This is a genomic window from Comamonas sp. E6, from assembly GCF_001010305.1.
Classification (GTDB): Bacteria; Pseudomonadota; Gammaproteobacteria; order Burkholderiales; family Burkholderiaceae_C; genus Comamonas; species Comamonas thiooxydans.
The window spans coordinates 100,779-125,860 of the sequence record NZ_BBXH01000017.1; the positions used below are offsets into that span (position 1 = coordinate 100,779).

Sequence of the window (25,082 nt, forward strand, 5' to 3'; positions counted from 1 at the left end):
GGCCATCCGGGCGCTTTGGCACGGCCAGCCTCATCCATTTTGTATACAAAGCAGCCGCAGAGCGTAACTCAGTCAGCCCCTTTGAGCAGCCAAGGGATTGCCCTCTAGGCTGTCATATCTGCCTTGAATTCAGCATGCGCAATCCGGCTCAGACCGCAGCCGTCATCACTTCCACACGGTTGCGCCCTTTGCGCTTGGCGGCGTAGCAGGCCATATCGGCCCCCTTGAAGGCGCTGGCCGCCGTGTGGTAGCTGGCATCCAGCAGCAACATGCCGATGCTGGCACTCAACATATAGCGCTGCCCCTGGTAGGAGCCCTCCCAGTCCTGGATGGCCATGCACAGCAGCTGCGCATGGCGCATGCCCTCTTCCCGGCTGATTCCAGCCATGAGAATGGCAAATTCATCGCCCCCAACCCTGGCCACCCAGCCATGAGGGCGTACCGTTGATTCGATCAACCGGGCGATATGGCCGAGCACCTCGTCACCCACTTCACGCCCGCCCTGGCGATTGACCTGGGAGAAGTGGTCCAGGTCCACATACAGCACGATGCCATGCGCCTTGGGCTCGCTCTGCGAACGGGCGATCACATTCGCACCGCCCAGGCTCTCCAGATAGTCTGGAGTCGTATATTCGCGCAGCCATTCCTTGAGCCGCAGAGCAAACGCCGTTCGGTTGGGCAGACGGGTCAAGGGATCGTGCATGGCTTTCCAGCTCGATTGCTCGCGCAACTGCCGCTGCGTGGTCACATCCTCCAGCTCCCAGACCAGGTATTGACCATCCAGCGCCTTGCCCGACTGCTCCCAGGCCCTGTGCATGCGCTGCATGCTCTGACCGTGAATTCTTACCCATATCGGCCTTGAATCCTTGCGTACCAAGCAGACTTCGCTATCAAATTGTCCGTAAGTATCCAGAGCCCGCCGGACCCGCCCCATCAGATCCTCATAGTCGGCATCGCTGGCACACAGATCTCGCACAGCCAGGCCCTGCATTTCCTGAGGCTGATAGCCAAGTACTCTGGCTGCCTGCATGCCCACACGCTGCACTTTCGAGCCATGCGTCACGATCAAACCTACGGGGGCATAGTCCATCAAGGTCTGCAACTGCATTTGCAAATCACGCTCCAGCTCGCCATGCGCCTCATATCCACCGCCCAGGGCCTGCAAGGCAGTGCGCAGGGTCTGGGCCTCTCCCCAGTCATGATCGGACAGGCCATGCCACCAGTTGTCCCCCCGGCTGCCCAAGTCCACTTCCAACATCAGCCCGCGTCGAGAAGCCTGCTCTGCCGAGCGGAACAAGGCCGTCAGCGGATAGGCGATCAGGCAAAGCACCGCTCCAAGCAGTCCAGCCAGTAACAGCAGGGCCGTGGCCAGCCAGCCCATCATCTTGACCGAGACTCCCGGCACCCATTCCTGAACGTTGCTGACCTTCAGCAGAGTCCATTGCGCCCAAGGCAGCGGCATGGCGCTCCAGAGCTGGTTATTTCTCTGTTCACTGACCGCACCGGTCTGTGCCGTCTTGAGCCAGGCTTGATCCAGCCCGCGAGGTAGCGCAGCATCTCCCAAGGCAGGGGGCAATTGCCACTGCCCTTTGCTGCTGAGAGCCAGCGGACGCAGATCACGGTCGATCAGCAGCAACTGGCTACCCGCTTCGGCAGAGGCAACCTCCAGCGAAAACAACACCGACAAAGGCGTCCGGTAGCTGCCGCCAAGAACGCCTTGCAACTTGCCTTGCAGATCACGCACCGGCACGACATTCTGAAACTCCAGCTGCAGGCCCGCATCACTGGCACGCACCCAGGCTTGGGTGATCGGCTTGCCCTCCGCCAACGAACGCTTGAGCACTTCACGCAGCGGCTCTTCAAGCTGTTCTGCGGCCAGCGCCTGCTCCTGATGCAGATTGACCAGCAACTGCCCTTTTCCATCAGCCAGTTGAAGTTGCTCATACTGCTGTGCCATGGATGTGGGCTGCTTGAGCATGGCCTGCAGTGATTCCGGAGAATCATGCATATGGCCCGCCAGCACAGAGGACAGACTATGCAGGGGCTTTTGCTGCTGCTCGACTCTGAAGGCCAGCGAACGAGCCGCGTATTCCAACGCCTTGGTCTGCGCCGGCAGCGCTCCGTCCATGACCGCCCGGCGCAGTGAATAAGCCACCCAGCCCGCAGCGCCAGCTCCAGCCAGCAGCACGGCAATCATGGCAACAAGCACCATGCTGCGCAGCATGGGGCCTGGGCCTCTGCGTATCCGCCCAGACTGTGGCGCGGCAGCAACCTCCTCTGGCTGCGACGGCGCAACCCATGGCGGCTCTGCTTGCAGGGAGAAGACAGCATCTGACATGGGCCTCAATATAGAGAGCCGATGTCTGCAACCCAACGAGAGGAAACCCCGGAGATTGTCGACAAATGCTACGCCGCAAGCTCCTGCTCAGAGCAGAAGCCAAGCGCTGCATGGCCTGCAACCCGGCCCGGTATTTACCCCAGCGCCAGCACCTCCAGTGCGCCGGGCTTGGGCAATTCAATGACATTGCCTCGCCCGGCAATCAGCCCATGCTCTCGCAACTGTCGGAGCACGCGCGAGAATGTTTCCGGCGCAATACCCAGTTGCGCTGCAATCAGGCGTTTACGTGCCTTGAGGGTGACATGCAGGGCATTGTCATTTCCTCCCGGGCTCGCATGGTTCAGCAGCCACTGGGCGCAGCGAGCTTCGGCGTCCTGAGCCAGGCGGCTGACCGCCAGCTCGGTCTGCGAGCAATAGGCCCTGGCCAGATCTTTGAGCAAGTGCTGCACGGCGGGTGCAAGCTCCGCCACAGAGCTTAGAAAGCGCGCCAGAGGAATGATGTAGATGCGCCCGGCCGTCTGCGCCTGCATATCGAGGCAGGAAGGACGCTCTTGCAGCGCAAAAGCGGCATCCAGCCAGGTCGGCCCTTCCACCTGCCCCAGTTGATGGCGCATGGCCGAATCCTGCCCGACCCCGAGCATCACGCTGCCGCTTTCCAGATACAGCACCGAATCGAGGGGTTGGCGACGTTGCCTGAGCCAAGAGCCTGGAGCAAAGCTCTCAGGCTGCCCAAACGTGGAAGCGATTTGCGACATGGAGGGCATGGTGAACATATGCGCCACACTGTGCCGGGCTTTGCCCCGGCTCATATTGAGCCAAGTCAACAAGCCGGGCCGAGCAGCAAAAAGGGCCGCAGTCGAAACTGCGGCCCTTTGGACCTGACAAGTCGATATTCCAGATCAACAACGTCGTAAACACAACTCAGCCCCGGAAACAAACTCGTCCAGGCGCCTCATATCACTGCATCTTTTTGCCCGTCGACCATGGATTGCCGATAGCTGTCATTCCTTACCGGACACAGGAAGCCAGCTAAGGCAGCAGACTCTCAGGGAACACTGACAAAAACGGCAAGCAGTCGCCGAAGTGCCCCTACGTCAAGACAGCTCAAGCAGATCAGGCGCGCAAATCACCGCCAACCTTCGACCGGCTTGTATGACGCGCACCTACCAAGTGTGTGCATAGCTGACTCGCAACACAGTGCCCGCTGCAGGGAGACGGCTGGTGTTGTTGTTATTGCGAAGCAGCTGGCTGTATAGCGGGAAGTAGTTGCGGTTGAGCAGGTTTTCCACACCGAGCGATACGCGGTTCTTGGAGTCGATTTTCCATTGGCTGATCAAGTCCACTGTGGTGTAGCCTTTGGTGTCATGGCGCCCAAAGCTGGTCTTGCCATCCAGGCGGTAATCCTTGGAGGCATATGCGCTTGCCTGGATACGGTGGCTCCAGCTGGCATTGGGACGGTATTCCACATAGGCAGTCAGTTTGAGGGGCGGAATACGATAGCCCGTCATGCCCTGATAAAGGCTTGAGCCCTGCGGGAGTTCACGACCTTTCATCCAGGTAAAGCTCCCACCGCTGCTCCAGCGGTCATCGTCGCTGAAGTAATCGAGGCCGCCTTCGATCCCCCTGATTTTTTCTTTGGTTCGCAGCAGCGTGAGTCCGTTGTTGAAGCTCTGCACGGCACCGAGGTCGGAGCTCGATTGAAAGGCTCCCAGGTTGGTAATGACGTTGGAAAACTTGCCGCGCCAACCGACTTCCACGGTATCTGTTTTGACGGCCTGCAGGTTGGAGTTGCCGATGTTGAAGCCCGCTGTGGCATTGCGTACCACGACCCCGATATCCGGTAGCTCAAAGCCCTGGCTGTAGGACGCATAGAACTCGTGTCCCTTGATAGGTGCAAAAACCGTGCCCAGGTTGTAAGACCATGAGCCATATTTAACGGTACCGCCAGAGACGGACTGGGGACTGGGCAGTTTCGATTGCGACAAAGGGGTGAAGTCGTTGAAGCTGGCCTGAGCTCGGTCGTAGCGCGCTCCGCCTTCCACAGACCACTGATCGTTGAATTTGTGTTGCAGCTGGGCAAAAGCGCCAATGCTTCGGGTCGTGACCTGAGGCATATAGATCAGGCGGCCAATCTTGTTGAACACCAGACCTCCACTGGCGTCATAGGCCTTGGGATCAAAGATATCGATCGGCATGTCGGTGCGCTCGTGATTGAAGTCCGCCCCCCAGATCAGCAAGGTGTTCTTCTCTTGTCCAAGAGGTGTTTTGATGGTCAGGCGACCACCGAACACATCGGAGTTCTGCATGGACTGATCGACGTTGGCGCCTCGCACAGGAACGGCTCGTGCATCGAAGGGCGCAAAGCGCGTATAAAAATCCCGGTAATAGAGTTGAGCCGCCACGGCGCTGCCTGCGAGATCGCGGTTCTCATAGTCAAGACCCAGCATGGTGTTCTTGATCTGGTTTTGATCTGCAAGTACCAAGCCCTTGATAGGCCTGGCGGCTGCCGTACCTGCGGGCAAGCGGGCCACTGACGGATCGGATGCATAGTCAGTGTCCTGGCTCGCGTTGTAGTGGCTCGCGGAGAATTGAAACCGTTGATTTGCGTCCAGCTTGAAGCCGATCTTGGCCGACACGTTGTAGATATTGGAGTCGAACAAGTCTCCCTGGCTGGGCTCTGGTGCAATGCGGTTCCCCTTGGCATCGAAAGAGCCTCCGACATGCTTTGCGCCCAGGCTGACGGAATAGTCGACCACATCGCCGCCGCCAGAAAGATAGTGCTGGACTTCGGCTCCAAGCCCGGCGCCTCTGAGTTTGGACAGCGGTGCAGATCCCGTCACGATGGTCTCTGCTTTGGTCTCACCCGAGGGGCGTTTGGTACGCACAGAGATGATGCCGCCTGCTGCGCCGCTGCCGTAGATGGCACTGCTGCCGCGAAGCACCTCGATCTGTTCGATGTCTGCAGGATTGATGTTGGCGAGGTTTCTGGATGAGTCGCGATTGGTGTTCAGTGGAACCCCGTCCACAAGGATCAGCATGTTCCGGCCGCGCAGAGTCTGCCCATAGTCGGTGATTGTGTGGCTGGAATCGGCCATCCCTGGGACGACTTTGCTGAGCATGGTTGCCAGACTGTCGGAGCCTTGCCGAAGCTGCTGAACTTCTTCAGCTTCGAGAATACTGACCTGCCGGGACGGCGCAACGAGATTATTCTGGGTACGTGCCGTCACCGTCACGGCGGCAAGCTCCGGAGAGCCTTGGCCGCTGACGGGCACGGAAGCACTGCTCTTTTGCTCGATGGATGCCTTGGTGGTCCCCGGGACTTCCAGTGCATAGTTGCCTTCACTTAGACGACGTGCACTCAGTCCCGAGCTTTGGAGCAAATGTGCAAAACCGCTATCGACGGTGTGGAAACCAGACAGGCCAGGAGTACGCTTGTCCTTGAGCTTGCTCAGATCCATGCTGAGATTGATACCTGCCTGAGCTGCAAAGTCCATCAGCGCGGGGCCAATTGGGCCAGCGGCCACCTGATAGGACTTCTGCGCAGGACTGGTAACCGGATCTGCAGCAAAAGCCTCTGGCATGTGCAAACCGATAGCGGCTGCGCCGACAATGGCAACAAAAATTCCTCTGACTGCCGTTGCGACCGGGCGCAGTCGCATCGCATTGGCGTTCCTGTTGGGTTTTCGGACGTAATTTTCGGGCATCTGCTCAATCCTCTTGGCTGTCAATAAACGGGTCTTGATGCACTTGACAGGCGAGATTGAAAAACAGGACAGCGATTTAAAAGAGTCATCGCTGCGACCTGAATTTCCGAGGGCAGCATGCGAGAACCTGATCCCGGGAAACTTCAGGAACGCGTGATGCTTATCCAGTAACGGGTGCGTTGCTGCCTATGGATTGGCAGGGTCCGAGCCAGCAGCTCGAGAATACGATCTGTGTCGCGCAAATGGAATGTGCCGGACACAAGCAGCTCAGCAGCACTTGGATCGCAGCGCAGGATTCCTTCGCGATAGCGCTGCAACTCCTCCAGGAAGTCAGCCAAGCGCATGTTCTCGGCATACAGCACACCCCGAGTCCAGGCATCGGCGTGGGATTGCAGCGAGGTGAAGGCCCCCGCCTTGTGAGCATCGAAGTTCACTTGCTCGCCAGCCTGCACGACAAGCGATTGCCTGGAATGCGCAGGCATTACCTGCACCGCGCCTTGCAGCACCGACAGCGTCGTGCTTCGTGCATGCTTTCGAACGATGAATTTGGTGCCCAGTGCCTGCAGCCGCCCATCGGCAGTCTGGACAACAAAGGGCAAGGTCTTGTATTCGCTCAGGTGTGCGGTTTCCACCAGAATCTCACCAGCAAGATGCTGGATCAGACGTTCTTTGCCATCGAACTGAACGCTTATTGCGGAAGCCGTATTCAACAGCACCTGACTGTTGTCAGCCAAGGTCAGTTCGCGTCTTTCGCCTGTTGCTGTTCTGAAGTCTGCATTCCAGATGTGCCATGGCAGATAGCGGTAGGAGAACCAGCCAAGCATTGGAGTTGCCAGAGCGAGTGCCGATGCCCGCAGAATCTGCCGGCGATTTCCCGCAGCACGTGGACGATCCAGAACGGCCATGCCGACTGCCGAGGGAACACCATCCATTCGGAATTTCAGTTGCTCTATGCGTTGCCAGATTTCCTCGTGGGTTGCACTGAGGCTGCGCCATCGGGCAAGCTCGGCCTGTTCTGCCTCGCTGAAATCCGATGCATGCCGACGAGCCAGCCATTGAGCGGCCTCATCGAGAATGCTTGCATCGATTGCACTCATTTCAGGCGTCCAGCATCACGCGCAGGCATTGCCGGAAGCCCTGCGCCATATAGCGGGTGACCGTACGCACGCTTACTTTCATCTGCGTGGCGATCTCCTCATAAGCAAGCCCTTCGAGCTGCGAAAGCAGGAATGCAGTGCGAACTTTCGTTGGAAGCTCTCCCAGCAATGCATCCAGCTCCTCCAGGGTCTCCAGCAAGATGGCTCGAGCCTCCGCAGAGAGCGCGGTGGCCTCAGGCAACAGCTGCAAGGAGGCAAGATATGCCTGTTCGAGCGAGCGGCGTTCCAGGTGATTGATCATCAATCGCCTGGCGACGATTGTCAGATAAGCCCTGGGCTCTCTGATGTCTTCGATTGCTTGCGTTCTGGCAGTTGTCCAAATGCGCGTGAATGTGTCCTGCGCAATGTCTGCCGCATCACAACGGTTGCCAAGCTTGCGCTGCAGCCAGGAGATCAGCCAGCGGTTGTGCAGTGTGTACATGCTGCCAAGTGCTTCACTGGCGATGCTGTTGGCGTGGGTAGGCACCGAAGTCTCTCGTGCATTGGAAATGCAACGATTCTACATAAATGATACCCATTCTCACCTATGCAAAAGCCCCACAGCCCTCCGCCAAGCCAGACCCGGTCCGGCCAAGAGTCATAGCAGCCGCGCAGATGCATCAACTGCGCGGCCGTCGTCAAAGGATCTCGGATCCGTACCTGCTCTGAATTAGCAAGAGCGTCATCCACCTGGAGACCAGAGGCCTGGCTGCAAACTCCAGCAACCCCTCCAGCCCCGCTCCAGCACACCCTCGTCAGAAGTCAACCGTTGCCGACAGTGCAAGCGTACGCGGCGCCCCCAGTGCCAAGCTGGACAGCAGTGGCATGCCCGAATAGGCCTTGTTGGAAACGTTCAGCAGCGTCGCGCGAAACGTGACTGGGTTGCCGGCGACCTTGGTTGCATAGCGTGCACCGAGGTCGTAGGTCACACGACCTGCCGCCCAAAGGCTGTTGTCCGCACTGATATATTGCTTGGACACCGCCGTGGCATTACCCGTAACAGTCAGCCCGGCAATGGCAGGAACATCCCATTCAGCACCCAATTTTCCTTGCAGCTTGGGTACACCCGTGGCGACTTTGCCCTGATTGACGCCACCTGCGGTCTGCGTCAGCTTGGGCGCGGTGTAGGCAATCCCGCCTATCAGGCGTACGCCACGCAGCGGCGATCCCCAGAAGCCCCATTCGATGCCGCGATTGCGCTGCTCGCCGCCGAACGAGAAGATATTGGTGACCGGGTCCGTATAGCTGCTGGGGCGTGTGATCTCGAACAGACTGAGTGTGTGCGCGAATTCCCCAAGATCAAGTTTGACACCCACTTCTTTCTGCTTGGTCTTGTAAGGCGCAAATACTTCGCCCGCATTCGCCGCGGTCATTGGTGCGGTTGCGCCCTGGCTCAGGCCTTCGATGTAATTGGCATAGGCCGAAACATGTTCTGTCGCCCTGAACAGCAATGCTGCAGCAGGCGATGTAGCGCTTTGGTCATATCGCGAAGTGCGCGCCCCCGTGGTGATACTGAAGGCGTCGCTGACCACTTGCTGGCGGCGCACACCCAGGGTGAGTTGCACACGATCTTCGGCAAATGACATGGTGTCCGCCAGGCCATAGCTGCTCAGGCGCACCTCGGTGTGCGAGATGTGCGGCGCAACAAAGGGCGCTTCCGGTCCCCAGACCGGGTTGTAGAGGTTGGTAGTCCAGTCTGCACCCGGCACGCTGCGGCGACCATAGTCGTCCTGCTTGTGAGCATAGTGCGTTGCATTGAGCGCCCATTGATGCTTGATGGCTCCGGTTTGGAGCCTTCCCTTGAGACCAATTTCAGCCGAACGCTTTTTCTGCTCGAAGGCCAGTTGTCCCATGGCGGTCTTGAAATCGCCCGCAGCGTTGAGCACCTGAGCCGACATCGCGCCGTTGTATTCATAGTCGGTTTTGCTGACGCCGAAGGCCGCGTAGGCCATTACCTGATCGTTCACATCGAATTCACCGCGCACCATCGCCGCCTTGTCCTGGTTGTGTACATGCGACCAGTTGGGGTTCAGCAAGGTCTCAGGCTTGGGCGGCCTGGGAATGGCCACGCCCGGAGCCAGACTGATGCCTCGCGTCACGCCGTTCACGCGGTCATCGCTGGTGTAGAAGTCGGCGGAGATCCGGGCTCGATCGCCACGCCAGTCAAGGCCCAATGATGCAAGCCTGGATTTCTTGTCCTGCTGGTTTACCGCCCCTTCACCTCCACGGTAAACACCATTGAAGCGGATGCCGAACTGCTTGTCTGCGCCAAATCTGCGTCCCAGATCAATATGGCCGCCAAACTGCGAATCCGACATATAGGTGGTAGTCAGCCGCGTGATGGGATCGCTGGCAGCGCGTTTGGGAACCAGGTTGACGGCCCCCCCTACTGATCCTCCAGGGGGCATGCCATTGAGCAATGCGGACGGTCCTTTGAGGACTTCGATGCGCTCGAACATCTCCGGCGTGGTGCGGTAGTAAGGAGCCATGCCGTAGAGACCGCCCAGCGTCATGTCCGAGCTGCTCGAAGAGAAACCGCGAATCGAGTAGTTCTCGCTCCATGACGCGGCAACCCCATTGCTGAACACCGTGGGATCGGTGGCAGAGATCACATCGGTAATGGTCTTTGCCTGACGATCCTGCGTGAACTTTTCCGTATAGCTGATGGTGTTGAAGGGCGTCTCCATGAAGTCCTTGTCTCCCAACAGGCCGACACGACCGCCGGAATTGACCTGGCCCCCCGCATAGGGAGCGGTGACGGGAGCGACTTTTTCTTGCACGGTGACCTGTGGCAGAGTGGCCTCGACCTCGCTGGTTTGCACTTGGGCGTGCGCCGCTCCCGCCAGCTGACTGCCCATGGCCAGTCCCAGCAGCACATAGGGGCACATCACGCTACGCCGGCGCGCAAATGGAGGAGTCGTCAGAAAATTTTGTGAAATGAGACCTGGGTTCTTGGGCATACCCGATTCCTGTCGATACATGCATGACGTTTTTGCACCGCATGCTTAATAGAACTGCTGGCTGGGTATGGACCTGGCTATGACAAATAAAGAAGCAATCAGCGCGAATAGCCCTTGAGCACATCGCTAAACAACAGCTTCAGTGAGCTTGGGCTGGCACCTGTGGTGTACCAGGCATCTGCATCGACAAACACCACGCGCCCGTTCTTCCAGGCCTTGGTCTGGCGCAGCAAGGGATTGGCAATGCCATCGGCATTGATGACGGGGCGGCGCTCCATCACCGCAGTGCGATCCACCACATAAAGGATCTCCGGATCCGCCTGCTGGATGAATTCGCTGGAGATGGGTTGCCCATGCAGACTGGTTTCCAGCGCAGAGCTTGCGGGCTTCACGCCCAGCGCGCTGAACACAAAGCCGTAACGCGATTGCAGGCCGAAGGAGTTGAAAGCTCCGTTGTTGTGCAACACGATCATGGCCCGCTCCGGCCGACCTTGCGTGATGCGCCGCACCTGTTGAACCTGTGCATCCAGCTCTGCAGCCTTGGCGCTGGCAAGCCCTTCCTTGTTGAATATGCGGCCCAGGGTCAGCAGATGGTTCTTGACGACTTCGATATGTCCCTTCTCGCTGTTCTTGAAGTCCACCTCGTAGTACAAGGCGGGGGCAATTTCAGCCAGCTCCTCGTATTTGTCGGCCTGCAGCGATGTCATCAGGATGAGATCCGGCCGCAGCGCGTGCACACGCTCCAGATTGGGCTGAACGATGGCGCCGAGGTCCTGCACCTTGGCGTCGCCCTTGTACTTGGCGAGGAAATGGGGAACGTAGTCCTTCACCATTCCCGCAACGGGCACGCCAAGCTGATCGAGGAAGTCCACCTCGTTCATCTCCAGCGCCGCCACACGCTGCGGCAGACGCTTGATAAGCGTGGTGCCCAGTTTGTGACGGATGGAAACAGTCTCATAGGCATGGGCCATGCCTGGCGCGGAGGACAAAGCCGCCATGCCGGCAACAGAGAGCAGGATTTGCCTGCGCAACGAATTCATGAGTGATCTTCCCTGAATGTGAAGTAATTGCAGAAACAGCCACGCTGATTGCGCGTGATCTCGAAATCCAGCTCGTACAGATCGGCCATGCGCGTCTCGGTCACCACGTCCTGAGCGGTGCCATGAAAGCGCAGGGCTCCGTTCTTGAGCGCGACTATGTGGTCCGAGTAATTGACCGCAAAGTTGATGTCGTGAATCACCAAAATCACGGTGCGGCCCTGCTCGTCGCAGAGGCGACGCAGTGCGCGCATGATCTGTACGGCATGCCTCATGTCGAGGTTGTTGAGTGGCTCGTCGAGCAGCAGCACATCTGTCTGCTGCGCAATCGTCATTGCGAGAAATGCCATCTGCCGCTGGCCGCCGCTGATCTCATCGATGAAAGCGTGACGCAGCGACTCCAAAGACAGAAAGGCGATTGCCTCATCCATGGCTCGGCGATCCTGAACAGTCAGCGCGCCACGGCTATGCGGGAAACGTCCAAAAGCGACCAGCTCTTCCACCGTCAGGCGCATATTGAAGCCGGGGGCCTGGCGCAGCGTGGCAACATGCCGTGCGTATTCGGCAACGGGAATTCGGCTGACGTCACGTGCCTGCCACTGAATCGCACCGCTGCTGGGCTCCAGCAAGCGCGCCATCAGCATGAGCAGCGTGGACTTGCCCGCACCATTGGGTCCGATCAGCGATGTGACGCGCTGAGCAGGAAACTCCACGCTCACGTCTGACAACACCGTCCTGCCGCCATATTGCTTGGAAAGATGGTTGACACCCATCATGCTGCACCCCGTTTGCGCACAATCAGTGCCAGGAAATACACACCGCACACCAGATTCACCAGGATGCTGACGGTGGTCTTGTAGTTGAAAACATGCTCAACCAGCAGTTGAGCGGCAAGAAAAATGGCAATGGCAACCACACACCCCAGCGGCAGCGTGACGCGGTGGCGTGCATGCGGAACCAGGGCGTAGACGATGTTGGCCACAAAGATGCCCATGAAGGCTGTGGGTCCCACAAGGCTGGTGGACAGCGCCACCAAAATGGCGATCAGCGCCAGGTAGATCTGCAAATACCGGCCATGCGGCACGCCCAGAGAAATGGCCTGCTCACGCCCCAGAGCCAGCACATCCAGCACCGCCAGCGTCTTGCGGACCACGGCACAGGCGACCGCTACCGCAATGGCTGCATAGAGCAAAGTCTGCGGCTTGGCACGATTGAAGGATGTGTAGCTCACGCCCTGAAACACTGCAAACTCGCCGGGGCTGATGCGCAGTTGCACAAACTGGGTGAACGTGCCGATCACCATGGTCAGCACCAGACCGAGCAGCAGCAGCACATAGACATCATTGCGGCCGCGGCGCAACAGCCACCATTGAAGTGCCCATGAATAGGTCAGCATCAACAGCACGGAGACGAGGAAATTCCCGTGTACGCCAAGCATGCTCAAGCCATGTGTACCCAGCAGCAACAGCAGCATGGCCTGCCACAGCAGATACACGGCCTCGTAACCCATGATGGAAGGCGTCAGAATGCGGTTGTTCACCAGCGCCTGAAACACTATGGCCGACACTGCCACGCAGATGCCGCCGATGACAATCGACGCAAGGCGTACAAGGCGCTTGGGGATCACATAATCCGTATCCAGTCCCGAGCCCAGCAGCACAAAAGCAAGCGCCAGGAGTGCAATCGACAGCGCTGCGAACCAGCAGGTCTTGGTCAACGACATGCGCATCAGCGAAGTCCCCGCACAATCAGCACCAGGAACATCACACCGCCCACCGCACCGGCAGTAAGGCCGATAGGCACCTCGAACGGGTACATCACCAGGCGGCCTGCAATGTCGCAGGCCAGCAGCAGTGATGCACCTCCCAAAGCCACCAATGGCAATGTGCGTCGCAAGTTCTCACCACAGCGCATGGCAACCAGCTGGGGCACGACAAGGCCCACAAAAGGAATCGCCCCCACGGCAATCACCGTGGCAGAGATCGTCAATGCCACCAGCACCAAACCGATGATGGCCGTGGCTGCATAACCCAGGCCCAGACTCGTGGCGATGTCTTCGCCCATGCCCAGCACAGTGAAGCGGTGCGCATACAGATAGGCCAGCATCACTACCGGAAAAATAATGTAGAGAATCTCGTAATGGCCTTGCACCACGCGGGAAAAGTCACCCAGCAACCAGCCCTGCATGCTTTGCAGAATGTTGTGGCTGTATGCATAGAACTCGGCAATCGAGGTGAGCACGCTGCCGTACATCAGACCGACGACGGGCACCAGCACCAGATTGCGAAACTGGATACGTCGAATCACGGCAATGAACAGCAGACTTGCCATCAGGCAGAACACCAGCGCAAACAGCATCCGGCTCAGGGTTCCCGCAGCAGGCATCACGGTCAGCGCCACCAAGATACCGAGCTTGGCCGCATCCAGCCCCCCTGTGGTGCCCGGCTCCACAAACTTGTTGCGCACGATGTGCTGCAGGATCACGCCGCACACCGACAGACCCGCCCCCGTAAGCACCAGCGCCGCCAAACGCGGCAAGCGGCTTGCAGTCAGGGTGAGCCAGGCATCGCCGGAGAATGAAAGCACGTCCGACCACACCATCTGCCGCGCCCCCAGCAGCACGGACACCACGCACAGCACAGCAAACACCAGCAACCAACGCTTGCGCATCACACGGAATCCCCAGACATTTGCACTGCGTCCATGCGCCAGCCTTTGGCAGCGCGGCTCTGCGCAAGCAATTGGGCATAGCGACCCTGACTTGCCTTTAACTGCGCAGGTGATCCGCTCTCTACCACGCCGCCGCCTTCCAGCACCACAATCTGATCGGCCATGGCAATGGTGGAGAGCTGGTGCGCGATCACAATGAGCGTGCGCTGCCCCTTCAGCCGTGCAAGTATTTGAGCGATGATGGACTGGTTCTCTGCGTCCAGCGCAGCAGTGGCTTCATCCACCAGCAGGATGGGGGACTCCTTGATCAAGGCCCGGGCAATCGCTATGCGCTGGCGTTCGCCTCCGGAAAGACGTGCGCCGTTTTCGCCCACCATCGTCAGCACCCCGTCTGGCAATCGCGCAATGACTTCATCAAGCCCGGCCTGATGCGCAGCTTGCAGAACTTGCGCATCGCTGGCGTCCGATTTGCCAATGCGGATGTTGTCGGCAATGCTGCCGCAAAGCAGGTAACTGTCCTGAAAGATCTGGCTGATTTGCCCGGCCAGTTGCGCATCGCCAATGTCACGGACATCCACGCCTGCGATCAAGACCTTCCCCTGCGTGGCATCGAAGAAACGGGCGATCAGTCGCATCACCGTGGACTTGCCGGAACCAGATGCACCTATCAGCGCCGTCATGCTGCGCGGCGGCACATGCAAGCTCACACCGTGCAGCACTTCATCTGCAGACCCTGGATATTGAAACCGCACATCACGCAACTCCACGGAAGAATCGCCAACAAGTGTTGCCTGCTTCGGTTGCGGCAGCGGCTGCACGGAAAATAGCTCCTGTACTGCTTGCAGCTGCGAGCCTGCACTCCTAAGCTCTTCTGCGTAGCCGGCGATTTCCTGCAAGGGCTCGATAAAACGCACCACAAGCAATAACGCAACCGCCAAGGCAATGATTTGCGCTGTGGACAAAGAGCCACCGGACGCTGCGTTCAAACCGGATATCGCGACCACCAACAGCACGGCAAAGATCAGCTGCACGGTCCATACACAGAATACGGAGGACAGCGATGACAACACCACCAGCCGCAGTCCGGATTGACGTTGCTCGGTGATGGCCTGCTCCAGAAAGCGTGTGCTGCGGCCATCACCGCTGAACGCGCGCAGCACGGATTGGGCCTGGGCAAACTCCACCACACGCTGGCTGGCTTGGGCAAAGTCGCGCTGAAAAGCTGCATTGGCGCGCGCCGACATCGACGAGGTCAATGCAAACGATCCTGCAAGCAATGGCAGCGCAATCAGCGCAGTGAGCCCCAGGACCGGACTCACAACCAGAAGTGCCACCAACACGATCACGGCCGTGGCCGCACCACTGATGAGCGGAGTGAAAACATGCGCTGGCAATTGCGCAATGCCCATCATCCCCTGCGTCACCACATGGCCGATGCGCGCGGTATTTTTCGGCGTATACCAGCCGATGGGCAGGCTCGCCATATGAAGGCCCAGGCGATGGCGTCCGCTTTGCAAAACCGCCACGCCGACACGGATGCCCGCCTGCTCCACGACACGTCTGGCAATCCATGACAGCAGCACACCCAGCAGCAGCACGCATAGCCAGCCCATGGCTGCACGCCAGTCACCTTGCAACCAATGCGTCAGCAACGGTTGCAGCGCAGCCATCGTCAGACCGCACAGCACACCGTAGGCAGCAGCCATCCATGAGTAGCGGTGCAGCAGGCGTGCATCATCACCCAGCAACTTCAAAAAGGTCTTCAGCATGGCAGCTCACTCTTTGGCATCGGGCTGACATAAGCACCAAGCTGCCACAGCCGCGCATAGAGACCGTCTTCAGCCAGCAGTTGCGCATGTCCGCCTTGCTCGGCAATCTCTCCATCGCGCAGCACCAGAATGCGATCCGCATGCACAATGGTGTCGAGCCGGTGTGCAATCACCAGCAAGGTGCGCCCGCGTGCAAAGCGAGAAAGTGCGTCCTGAATGAAGGCTTCGCTTTCCACATCTGCAGATGCGGTAGCTTCATCCAGCACGAGAATGGGCGGATTCAGCAGCACTGCCCGGGCAATGCTCAGGCGCTGGCGTTCACCACCAGAGAGCTGCGCATCCTCGCCAACCACGGAGTCGTAGCCACGCGGCAACGCCAGAATGCGATCGTGGATGTGAGCTGCGCGGGCTGCTGCCTCGATTTCCTCCATAGTGGCCGATGGACTGGCCAGCGCAATGTTCTCGCGCACACTGGCGTGAATCAGCTGCACTTCCTGCAGCACAAAGCCAATGCGTTGATACAGGGTTGTGCTGGTGATCTGCCGTAAATCGACTCCACCCAGAGTGATGCGCCCCTGTGCGGGATCGAAAAACCGCAACAGCAAACGTGCCAGCGTGGATTTTCCTGAACCCGAAGGGCCGACCACGGCCGTGACGGTGCCGGGCTGCATGTCAAAGCTGATGCCGGACAGCACCTGATGCTCTGCCGCATACGCATAACCCACCTGCTCGAAACGCACGGCATTGCCTTCAGGATGCGATGGCTGCCCCGGCGCCGGTTGCGGCAGCACCGGAGTGTCCAGCAATGCCAGCACGCGCTGGGCCGCACCGGTTGCACCCTGCAGGTCATGCAGCAAGGTATGCAAAAGCAAAAGCGGCGCACAAATACCGGGCGCGACGAGTGCGAACGGCAATACATCAAGAGGCTGCATCCAGCCCATGGCAACAAACGCAGCGCCAGAAGCCAGCACCACACCGAGCACGGTCACAGGCGCAATCAATGCATGCGCACGAGCCATGGAGATCACCAGCGGGCGAGTGAAATCCGTAAAGGCACTGGCAAATCCATCCACGGCATCTCTGTAACCTGCGTGGACCGGGCTCGCTCCACCAAATGCCTTGATGACCGGAATCCCCCCCGCAAACTCCACCGTAGCGCTGTTGATCCGCCCCAGTCGCGCAACGAACTCCTGCATGTGCGCATTGCTGGCTTTCATTGCGCGCTTGAGAAAAACGAAGAATCCGGGAAATGGCAGCAGCGCAAAGATCGCCATGCGCCAATCCAGCACAAACAGATAAATCACTGCAATCACGATCGCCCCGGCCGCACGCCCCACGGCGGTATAGAAATGCGCAGTCAGACTGTGCAGCGTCGCGATATCGTCCTGCAGCGCCTGCTTGACCTCCCCTGAGGCGCGGGCAGTAAACCAGCCCAAAGGCACTTGCGACAGCCGCTTGATTACAGCAAGGCGCAGATCGTAAGTGAGGCGGTTGTCTGCCAGGTGCGCGATCAGCTCGGCGACGATCACCAAACCCATGCCTACGAACATGCACAGCACTCCGACAGCGATGCTGACCCATATGCCCCCCAAGTCATCGAGCAAGGCTTGCTTGACGATATGCGCGATGACCGCCAGTGGCACCAGCGTGAACATGGTGCCAACTGCAGCGCTCAGGCCAGCAAGCATCAAGCGCCCGCGAACAGGCGCGAATATCCGGGCGATCGGCTGCGCGGGTCTGGCAGCAACTGCAAGCGATTCAGAGGTAGACATTCGATATGGAAGAAGGCTATCTCTCACAAAGATGCGAACGAGAAGCTTTACGATAATTAGTTTCATGATGATAAACTAATTCAAAACGATTCAAGCAATAGGTCTACGACGAGTGATGTGAATCACCGACAATCTCGCCCAGAGACTGAGAACCAGCGTATGCCCCACACACCCAAGCCCTCGACTCGTGGGAGACCACGCTCCATCACCAGAGAGAAAATTGCAGACGCCGGAATTTCCATCGGCCTTCCTGGCATTACGTTCGTCGGCGTTGCCGCTGCACTGGGCGTCAGCCACATGGCGCTCTACAAGCATGTGCCAAGCCTGGAAGCACTCAAACACCTGATTGCAGAGGAAATCTTCAAGCGCTGGGAGTTGCCGCAGGCAACAAGCCCTCAGCAGATCGGGCTGGAGGAATACCTTATGGGGTTCACTGCGTCCACACGACAGTTCGTAAAAGCGCACCCCGGCGTCACTCCCTTCGTGATTCGCCGCCTGGCGGCCACACCGGCCATGCTGGAGAAGATCAGCGCCCATCAGGCCCATATTGCACAGGCCTACGGCATCACCAAGGAACAATCACGCTGGCTGCTCTCCACCGTGACCTTCTTTTGCATCTCTGCGGCCGACACGGTGTATGCCGCAGCCCGCCTGGAGCCGCTTGACGAAGCGGACGGGCAACTGCAAGAGGCAGAGATGGAGGCAGAATTGCTTGAGGGAACCCATGCCTTGATAGCAGGAGCCCTGGGGCTACTCGAAAGCAGGCCAGACCCCAAGATCGGCGCCCGCATAAACAAGTAATTTGAGTCCTGCGAGACCGCAGGGGGCATGCGGCAGAGATGTGGCGAAGCTGTGAGTGCTCAATAAAGCTCAGTTCTTACGGCACTTGAGTAGCGCTCATTTGCGTGAACGATCTGTTCTGATGTGAATTGAGCGTCACCCTGCAATTGGGCCAGGCCAGCCATCACATCTCCGACTGTAGGCAGATGATTGGGGTCCAGATGACTCTCGTCACGCCACAACCGAGCGCGATTGATGGCACGTCCACAGTGGAACAAAACTTCATCGATCCGAATCACTATTGCAGTTTTTGGCACCTTGATCCCTTCTCGCAACTCTTGCATCAGGTCACCATCGGATGAAACTCGACCGCGTCCATTGATTCGCAAAAAGGTTTCCAGACCAGGGAAGAGAAACAGCATCGCCAACCGGTCGTCATTCTGAAGATTGCGCAAGGAGGCAATGCGATTGTTGCCGGGCCAGTCCGCAAAAACCAAGGTGCGTGCATCCAGTACCCGCACGAAACCGGGAGGACCTCCGCGTGGCGATGCATCCAAGCCATTCCCATCTCCCGTGGCAAGACAGAAAAACGTCGCTTTTGCCAAATACGCCTTGTGGAAATCCATCAAATGATCGAGAACCGCTTTCTGAATTCGCTCCGTTGGGCGCGCGTACAGCCGATTCAGATCAACTGCATCTGACTGACTGCTCTCGTGCAACCCTTGATCCGCCGAGTCTTTTGATAAAGGCACGTGAAACTCCTGTGTTTGAGGAAAGTTGCAAGCGTAGGCCTAGGTGATGTGGCGGCTGTAGAATTTATCGGCCATTAGATAACTCAAATCCGCCATGCCTGATCTCATGCATCTGTTGGGCTCCTATATGGACTCCCCTGACGGGCCCAGTGTTGTAGCGGCCACTCGAATGCTGGAGAGTGAACTCTCTTCCGAGATGCATCAGCATGCACGCGGTCAATTGTTTGGTTCAATCAAAGGCCTGATCTCGGTGCAGGTCGATGGCGGTCTCTGGGTGGTGCCGGCCATACATGCCGTTTGGCTTCCTCCCCATCATGCTCACGCTGGGCGCTCCTTCGGCCCCTACCATGGCTGGAGCGCCTATGTGGCAGAAGCCGCATGCGCCAATTTGCCGGCACAACCCTGCATCATCAGGGTATCGGGCCTGCTGCGCGAAGCGGTGCTGCGTATTGCCAGCTCCATGCCGCAAGCCTCCGATCTATCGAGTCAAGCACAGTCACATATATGCGCTGTGGTTCTGGACGAGATCAGAAGCCTGCCGGTTGAGGAGTTTGGTCTGCCCATACCAGCAGATGCGCGTCTGCAACGTATCGCCAAAGCTTTGATAGCCAATCCAGCCGACGAGCGCAACATCGATGACTGGGCAAGTTTCGGGGCCATCAGCTCGCGCACTCTCAGTCGCAGGTTTGTCAGCGAGACAGGCTTTAATTTCACTGCCTGGCGCCAGCGCGTACGCCTATTGCGATCACTTGAAATGCTTGCCGAAGGCATAAGCATTACAGCCATTGCACTGGATCTCGGCTATGCCAGTATCAGCGCTTACATCAGCCTGTTTCGCCGGACCTTCGGTGAAACGCCGGCATGTTATCGATCACGCTTGAAAGCCGTTTAGCAGGGATCAGTTGAGTCCTCAGCCCAAGGCGGACTTCACACTTTCATTTGCTGCAGTCGTCTTGTTCAACACCGCATCACCGCAGCCTTAATGTTGAATTTCAATAAAAAAAGCGCTCACAAGGAGCGCTTTTTACGAGGAGAAGGAGTCTAGGCTTTGCTGACGCAACCTAGCTCCACAGAAAGCCGCATGGATACCAGATCGCTGCCTACGACTTCAATTACCCCGAACAGCTGATAGTCAGTTCACGGCAGCGCCGGACTCGTACCAGGTCTTGATCAGGTTGCGTTCGTCGTCGGACAGAGCCGCAGGGTTGCCAAAAGGCATCTTCTTCAGCTGCACCACCTGTTGGTAGATTTGCTGGGCATGCGACTTCACAGCTTCGGGGGAGTCCAGACGGACAGCCTTTTGCTGGATGGCAGTGCCGTGGCACACCACGCAGTGCTGCTGGAAGACGGCATTGACCTTGGCAAAGCCTTCTCCGCCAGCGGCTGCGGGAGCAGCAGCAGGTGACGCGGCTTCGGCTGCAGGAGTTGCGACTTCAGCTGCAGGGGCCGCGGGAGTTGCAACCTGTCCGGCTGCGGGTGCCGCTGGAGCAGCCGCTACTGGAGCAGTTGCTGCCACAGGTGCAGGCTTGAGCCAGACAAACACGGCCAGCAGAGCAGCCACGCCGACAGCAGCGTAAGGCCAGGGGTGGCTGTTGCGACCCAGCTTGTAGCCGTGGCGCATCACGAAGAACTGGCGAATGGCAGCACCGGCAAACATCATGCCGATCAGCACCAGCCAGTTCAGCTTGTGGCTGTACAACCAGCCATAGTGATTGGACAGCATGGCGAACAGCACGGGCAGCGTGAAATAGGTGTTGTGCACGCTGCGCTGCTTGGCACGTTGGCCGTGACGTGGGTCCACAGGCTCACCAGCCTTGAGCGAAGCCACCACCTTGCGCTGGCCAGGGATGATCCAGAAGAACACGTTGGCGCTCATGGACGTCGCGATCATCGCGCCCATCAGCAGGAAGGCTGCCTGGCCGGGGAAGATGTGGCAGGCCAGGTAGGCTGCGATACACACCAGCACCAGAACCATGGCACCGACGGTGGCATCGCCATTCTTCTTCTGGCCGAAAGTGCGGCAGATGAAGTCATACAGCAGCCAGAAGACCACCAGGAAGCCCAGAGCCGAAGCCACGGCAGCGCCGGTGCTCATGGCATTGGGGTCGCCGGGAGTGACCAGATAGATGTTGGCGTTCCAGAGGTAGGAGACCGTCAGCAGGGCAAAGCCGGACAGCCACGTGGTGTAGCTTTCCCAGTAGAACCAGTGCAGGTGATCCGGCATCTTGGGAGGAGACACATTGAACTTGACGGGGTGGTAGAAACCGCCACCGTGCACAGCCCAGAGTTCGCCGTTAACGCCCTGCTTCTTCAGGTCGTCATCCACGGGCGGCGTCAAGCTGCTGTCCAGGAACACAAAGTAGAAGGAGGAACCGACCCAGGCGATCGCGGTAATGACGTGGAGCCACCGCAACAGCAGGCCGGCCCAGTCGAGAATGTAGCTTTCCATAGCTCTCAACCTTGGCAGCGTGGGGCTGCCGAACAACCTGCTCACCACTGCGGGCGCTCTGAGCAGAAGAAAAGGCCGCGCTCCCGGACGTTACACACGGGGCACCGCTGCGACCATTCTGTCGACCGAAAGTGTATGCAATTTTTGCTGCCGCAACTCTCGAATCAGGGATAAATCACCCTAGAGATTTCCCTAATACAAGAGCGATATGCAAGGATCGGGCCTGATTTTTAGGGCAGGTAACCGCATGTTTGCGGCCACACGCACCAGATCAGGGCATTCATTGCACCATCAGCTCGCAGACAAGCGCTGCAGAAGCTGCGCCGCCACCGCCACAGCGATCACCTCGGGCTCCTTGCCGGTAATGCCCGGCACACCGATCGGGCAGGTGATGTGAGCCAGCTCTGCATCGCTGAACCCTCGCCTGCGCAAGCGGCTGCTGAAACTGGCCCATTTGGTCTTGCTGCCAATCAACCCCACAAAAGGCAGATCTCCTCGCTCGCGCTGGCGCAGCAGGCATCGCGCCACCACCTCCAGGTCTTCGGCATGGCTGAAGCTCATGATGAGCACCTGCGACTGCGGCGGCAGCTCTGCCACCGCGGCCTGCACCGGATCGGAGTGCTCGCACTGCACCCCTATCTGCTCCTCCACGGGAAAGACTGCATCACGGCTGTCCACCCAGACCACGCGGTACGGCAAGCTGCGCAAAATGCGCACCAGCGCATGCCCCACATGGCCAGCGCCGAACAAGGCCACACATTGCGACGGCTCGGGCATCAAGGCCCGCAGACGTTGCGCATCGCGGGCGTCAAACCATGCAAAGTGCAGCTCCAGCGCACCGCCGCAACATTGCCCCAGACTGGGGCCAAGCGCATACCGCTGGATATGCTCGCGCAAGGCTGAGGGGTCTGCGTCCCACTGCGCCAGCAGCTGGCGCGCCTGGGCAATGGCCTGCCATTCCAGATGACCACCGCCGATCGTCCCCATCACCTCATCGGCGAACACCGCCATCCAGGCCCCCTCCTCGCGGGGCACGGAGCCACGAGTGGCCTGTACCTGCACCCAGCACAGCGGCTGCTGCGCCAGACGGTTCAAGATTCCTTGCTGTGTTTCGCTCCACATGACTGAACGCCGATTGCTTTGATGACCGATGTTCATGCATTTTGCGAGTCGCAATAGACAGACAAGCGTATGAGCACATTAATCGGATGCATATCCGGACCGGATTTGACGAGTCGTTGCAGATTTTTCACGAGGAGGCTTCAGAATTGTGTCCCCAGGCTGCTGCCTCCATCCATTTGCGGCTACGCTTGGCGTCATGTCTGAAACCCACAACCCCACCCGCACCACACCAGCCCGCCGCCCCCTGAACTGGCTGCGGACCGGGATGATGGCTGCCGTTGCAGCGGTGCTGACCGCCTGTCAGATCGCACCTCAAAGCCCATCCATCGGCACGACGCCCGCCGACAAGGCCAGCCCCAGTTATCGCAAGCAGGCCGCCCAGCATCTGTATGAACGCAACTCCGGCCGCATCTACCAGGGTATGCTGCCGCCTATGCTGTATGCGATCGGCGTGCTGCAGGTTCAACTCGACGGCCAGGGCCGCGTGAAAAACCTGCACTGGATGCGCAAGCCAGGCCATGCCCCCGAAGTGGTGGCCGAGATCGAGCGAGCCGTTCGCTCCGCCGCCCCCTTCCCGGCTCCGGGTCGCAGCGTGACCTATACCGACACCTGGCTGTGGGACAAGTCGGGACGCTTCCAGCTCGACACCTTGACCGAAGGTCAGTTGGGCCAGTAAAAGCGCACAGCGATGCAACCCGATGCATCGGACAACAAAAAACCGGCCAAGGCCGGTTTTTTGTTGTCACAAGCCAGGCGAGGCTTATTCGACCACTTTGGTGATCTTCGTGCCCTGCAGCGATACGCCGGCCTCCAGGCCCGCGTTGGTCAGCACATAGCTGGTGACCGGAGCCTGAGCAGTCGTGGTGTCCACGCTGCCATTGGCACCGATCTTGCCAGCTGCCACGGTGGCATCAGCCCCCACGGACCAGCCGTCGCTCTTGAGGAACTTGTCCAGCGCCTCCTGTGTGTTGAACACATAGATCACAGCCTTGGACTGACCACCAGCTTGCCATCCGATAGAGGCCGCTGTCGTGCTGTAGAAACCACGGTTTTGACCGCCCACGCGCAGTACGCCGCGGCCATGCTCCACCCCGACCACAAAGCTGCCGCCAATCACCGACGGGAAGATCAGCACACCCTTGGCGCGTTGCACCATTTCCTTGGATCCTGGTGCGGTCTGGTACAGGCGCTCCAGAGCTGCATTGGCACGGGTATTGACCGTTGTGGAATCGGCACGGGGAGCCGATGCCGTGTCAGGCTTGGTCGTGGTGCAGGCCGTCATGGTCATGGCACCGGCAGCCAGTGCAGCAGCCATCGCAACAGAACGCAGAGAAATTTGACGCATACCTATATCCTTTCATGGGATGAATGTGCAGACACATTTCAGAGGTAGAAGGTCCTGCAGTCCGACATTGAGTCGCTTTTGCACATCCCCCCGATGCAAAGCTGTCAGAAACAGGGTTGGCACGATGCTAGTGCGCAGCGTTGCCGATAAAACTCAGCGGTTACAGCTTGCGCCATTGGCCTACAGAAGGCAAGAGCAGTTGTCGAAAAAGACCTACAACATGAACATAAGACAAGACTTGGCCCCATCCATAGGCAATCCGACGAATTGTCTGAAACAGGCGCTAGCATTGTTGATATAAGCATCGCGCGGACGACAGGAAGTTCATGAAGTTCTGGAATTACTTTCACCACCCCAAGGCAGCTCTGGTTGTGCTGCGTGTCACCCTGGCCTTGCTCATGCTGCTGCACGGCTGGGCCAAGATTCGTTATGGCATAGGCAGCATTGAGGCGAAGGTCGAGAGCCTGGGTGCGCCGGGATTTCTGGCCTATGCCGTCTATCTGGGCGAAGTGGTCGCGCCTTTGCTTTTGCTGGTGGGCCTGTGGGTGGTGCCTGCCGCACTGGTGATTGCGGTGAATATGGTGGTGGCATTTGCGCTGATGCACACCCGGCAGATTCTGATGCTCAACAACACCGGCGGCTGGGCGCTGGAGCTGCAGGCCTTTTATTTCGTGAGCGCCCTGGTCGTGGCCATGGCGTATTCCAAGGGCAAATAAGTCCTTAAAAACAGGAGCGGCTTGCGCCTGTCATATCTTGGTTTCAATGCCTTTTAATGCTGAAACCTTGAAATGACCTGCGCAAGCCGCTCTTGTTTTTGCCATGTCTCCCGCTTCGAGAGACTCACGTCCCGCTCAGGAGCCGCGATAGGTGGAGTAGCTCCAGGGGCTGACCAGCAAAGGCACATGGTAGTGCTGCTCCACATTGGCCACGCCGAAGTCCAGGCTCACCTTGTTCAGAAAGCTGGGTTCTGGCAGTTGCACGCCACGGGCCTTGAAGTAGGCCGCAACATCAAAGGTCAGACGGTAAGTGCCGACCTTGAGCGTGTTGTTGTCGAACAGCGGCGCGTCGGTGCGGCCGTCATGATTGAGCACCAGGCTCTTGATCAGCGTGGCCTTGTCGCCTTCGGTGGAAAACAGCTCGACAGCCATGCCTGCGGCGGGGCAGCCATTCATGGTGTCGAGAACGTGGGTGCTCAGGCCCATGGAAATCTCCTCACAGGCAGTTTGCCACTGCCCTTGGTTGTATCAA

Annotated in this window: 21 protein-coding genes; 4 read left to right on the top strand and 17 right to left on the bottom strand. The window is 58.8% G+C overall.

Annotation, left to right across the window (positions count from 1 at the left end; all coding sequences use genetic code 11):
* Positions 1-148: 148 nt before the first annotated feature.
* The 12 genes from CSE6_RS16040 to CSE6_RS16095 form a co-directional block, all read right to left on the bottom strand.
* Positions 149-2,224 (bottom strand): diguanylate cyclase domain-containing protein, encoded by a 2,076-nt coding sequence (locus tag CSE6_RS16040; protein WP_059440965.1) that lies wholly within the window; start codon positions 2,222-2,224, stop codon positions 149-151.
* A 248-nt stretch (positions 2,225-2,472) separates the two neighbouring features.
* Complete coding sequence (locus tag CSE6_RS16045; RefSeq protein WP_034353656.1) at positions 2,473-3,111, bottom strand: Crp/Fnr family transcriptional regulator; 639 nt, start codon at positions 3,109-3,111, stop codon at positions 2,473-2,475.
* Positions 3,112-3,501: 390 nt separating this feature from the next.
* The gene (locus tag CSE6_RS16050) at positions 3,502-5,919 is read right to left on the bottom strand and encodes a TonB-dependent receptor (protein WP_238585724.1); all 2,418 of its coding nucleotides are present in this window, start codon (positions 5,917-5,919) and stop codon (positions 3,502-3,504) included.
* A 266-nt stretch (positions 5,920-6,185) separates the two neighbouring features.
* Positions 6,186-7,139 carry a FecR domain-containing protein gene (locus tag CSE6_RS16055; protein WP_059440966.1) on the bottom strand — a complete coding sequence of 318 codons (954 nt, stop codon included), beginning with the start codon at positions 7,137-7,139 and terminating at the stop codon, positions 6,186-6,188.
* Position 7,140: 1 nt separating this feature from the next.
* Complete coding sequence (locus tag CSE6_RS16060) at positions 7,141-7,620, bottom strand: sigma-70 family RNA polymerase sigma factor (RefSeq protein ID WP_059441008.1); 480 nt, start codon at positions 7,618-7,620, stop codon at positions 7,141-7,143.
* Positions 7,621-7,933: 313 nt separating this feature from the next.
* A complete protein-coding gene (locus CSE6_RS16065) occupies positions 7,934-10,138 on the bottom strand; it encodes a TonB-dependent siderophore receptor (protein WP_059440967.1) in 2,205 nt (734 codons plus the stop codon).
* A gap of 98 nt (positions 10,139-10,236) precedes the next feature.
* Positions 10,237-11,178 carry a siderophore ABC transporter substrate-binding protein gene (locus CSE6_RS16070; protein ID WP_059440968.1) on the bottom strand — a complete coding sequence of 314 codons (942 nt, stop codon included), beginning with the start codon at positions 11,176-11,178 and terminating at the stop codon, positions 10,237-10,239.
* Entirely contained in the window at positions 11,175-11,951 is a 777-nt protein-coding gene (locus tag CSE6_RS16075; protein ID WP_059440969.1) for an ABC transporter ATP-binding protein, read from the bottom strand. The genes CSE6_RS16070 and CSE6_RS16075 overlap by 4 nt, the downstream gene beginning before the upstream one ends.
* Complete coding sequence (locus CSE6_RS16080; RefSeq protein WP_034380543.1) at positions 11,948-12,904, bottom strand: iron chelate uptake ABC transporter family permease subunit; 957 nt, start codon at positions 12,902-12,904, stop codon at positions 11,948-11,950. Before CSE6_RS16080 ends, CSE6_RS16075 begins: the two co-directional genes overlap by 4 nt.
* Entirely contained in the window at positions 12,904-13,845 is a 942-nt protein-coding gene (locus tag CSE6_RS16085) for an ABC transporter permease (RefSeq protein WP_034353672.1), read from the bottom strand. Before CSE6_RS16085 ends, CSE6_RS16080 begins: the two co-directional genes overlap by 1 nt.
* Positions 13,845-15,614, bottom strand: a complete 1,770-nt coding sequence (locus CSE6_RS16090; protein ID WP_059440970.1) for an ABC transporter ATP-binding protein — start codon at positions 15,612-15,614, stop codon at positions 13,845-13,847. The genes CSE6_RS16085 and CSE6_RS16090 overlap by 1 nt, the downstream gene beginning before the upstream one ends.
* Positions 15,608-17,302 (bottom strand): ABC transporter ATP-binding protein, encoded by a 1,695-nt coding sequence (locus CSE6_RS16095; protein WP_370545712.1) that lies wholly within the window; start codon positions 17,300-17,302, stop codon positions 15,608-15,610. The genes CSE6_RS16090 and CSE6_RS16095 overlap by 7 nt, the downstream gene beginning before the upstream one ends.
* Positions 17,303-17,545: 243 nt before the next feature.
* Between CSE6_RS16095 and CSE6_RS16100 the strand changes: the two genes are divergently transcribed.
* Positions 17,546-18,187 carry a TetR/AcrR family transcriptional regulator gene (locus CSE6_RS16100; RefSeq protein ID WP_034380552.1) on the top strand — a complete coding sequence of 214 codons (642 nt, stop codon included), beginning with the start codon at positions 17,546-17,548 and terminating at the stop codon, positions 18,185-18,187.
* Positions 18,188-18,246: 59 nt separating this feature from the next.
* On the opposite strand, the gene CSE6_RS16105 is transcribed toward CSE6_RS16100, so the two are convergent.
* On the bottom strand, positions 18,247-18,918 hold the full coding sequence (locus CSE6_RS16105; protein WP_238585725.1) for an MSMEG_1061 family FMN-dependent PPOX-type flavoprotein: 672 nt from the start codon (positions 18,916-18,918) through the stop codon (positions 18,247-18,249).
* A gap of 94 nt (positions 18,919-19,012) precedes the next feature.
* Between CSE6_RS16105 and CSE6_RS16110 the strand changes: the two genes are divergently transcribed.
* Positions 19,013-19,810, top strand: coding sequence for a helix-turn-helix domain-containing protein (locus tag CSE6_RS16110; RefSeq protein ID WP_059440973.1), 798 nt, complete (start codon positions 19,013-19,015; stop codon positions 19,808-19,810).
* 240 nt (positions 19,811-20,050) lie between these two features.
* On the opposite strand, the gene CSE6_RS16115 is transcribed toward CSE6_RS16110, so the two are convergent.
* Both CSE6_RS16115 and xdhC read right to left on the bottom strand, forming a co-directional pair.
* Positions 20,051-21,367, bottom strand: coding sequence for a urate hydroxylase PuuD (locus tag CSE6_RS16115; protein ID WP_059440974.1), 1,317 nt, complete (start codon positions 21,365-21,367; stop codon positions 20,051-20,053).
* A gap of 291 nt (positions 21,368-21,658) precedes the next feature.
* Positions 21,659-22,489, bottom strand: coding sequence for a xanthine dehydrogenase accessory protein XdhC (xdhC, locus tag CSE6_RS16120; RefSeq protein WP_059440975.1), 831 nt, complete (start codon positions 22,487-22,489; stop codon positions 21,659-21,661).
* 265 nt (positions 22,490-22,754) lie between these two features.
* Between xdhC and CSE6_RS16125 the strand changes: the two genes are divergently transcribed.
* Positions 22,755-23,165, top strand: a complete 411-nt coding sequence (locus CSE6_RS16125) for an energy transducer TonB (protein WP_080746093.1) — start codon at positions 22,755-22,757, stop codon at positions 23,163-23,165.
* A gap of 84 nt (positions 23,166-23,249) precedes the next feature.
* Here CSE6_RS16125 and CSE6_RS16130 read toward each other — a convergent pair whose 3' ends face one another.
* Positions 23,250-23,834: a YSC84-related protein gene (locus CSE6_RS16130; RefSeq protein WP_034353706.1), complete on the bottom strand. Its 585-nt coding sequence runs from the start codon at positions 23,832-23,834 to the stop codon at positions 23,250-23,252.
* 326 nt (positions 23,835-24,160) lie between these two features.
* On the opposite strand from CSE6_RS16130, the gene CSE6_RS16135 reads away from it, so the two are divergent.
* The gene (locus CSE6_RS16135) at positions 24,161-24,550 is read left to right on the top strand and encodes a DoxX family protein (RefSeq protein ID WP_034353709.1); all 390 of its coding nucleotides are present in this window, start codon (positions 24,161-24,163) and stop codon (positions 24,548-24,550) included.
* A 135-nt stretch (positions 24,551-24,685) separates the two neighbouring features.
* Here the strand turns inward: CSE6_RS16135 and uraH are convergent, their stop codons facing one another.
* Entirely contained in the window at positions 24,686-25,036 is a 351-nt protein-coding gene (gene uraH, locus CSE6_RS16140) for a hydroxyisourate hydrolase (RefSeq protein WP_003070903.1), read from the bottom strand.
* Positions 25,037-25,082: the final 46 nt, after the last annotated feature.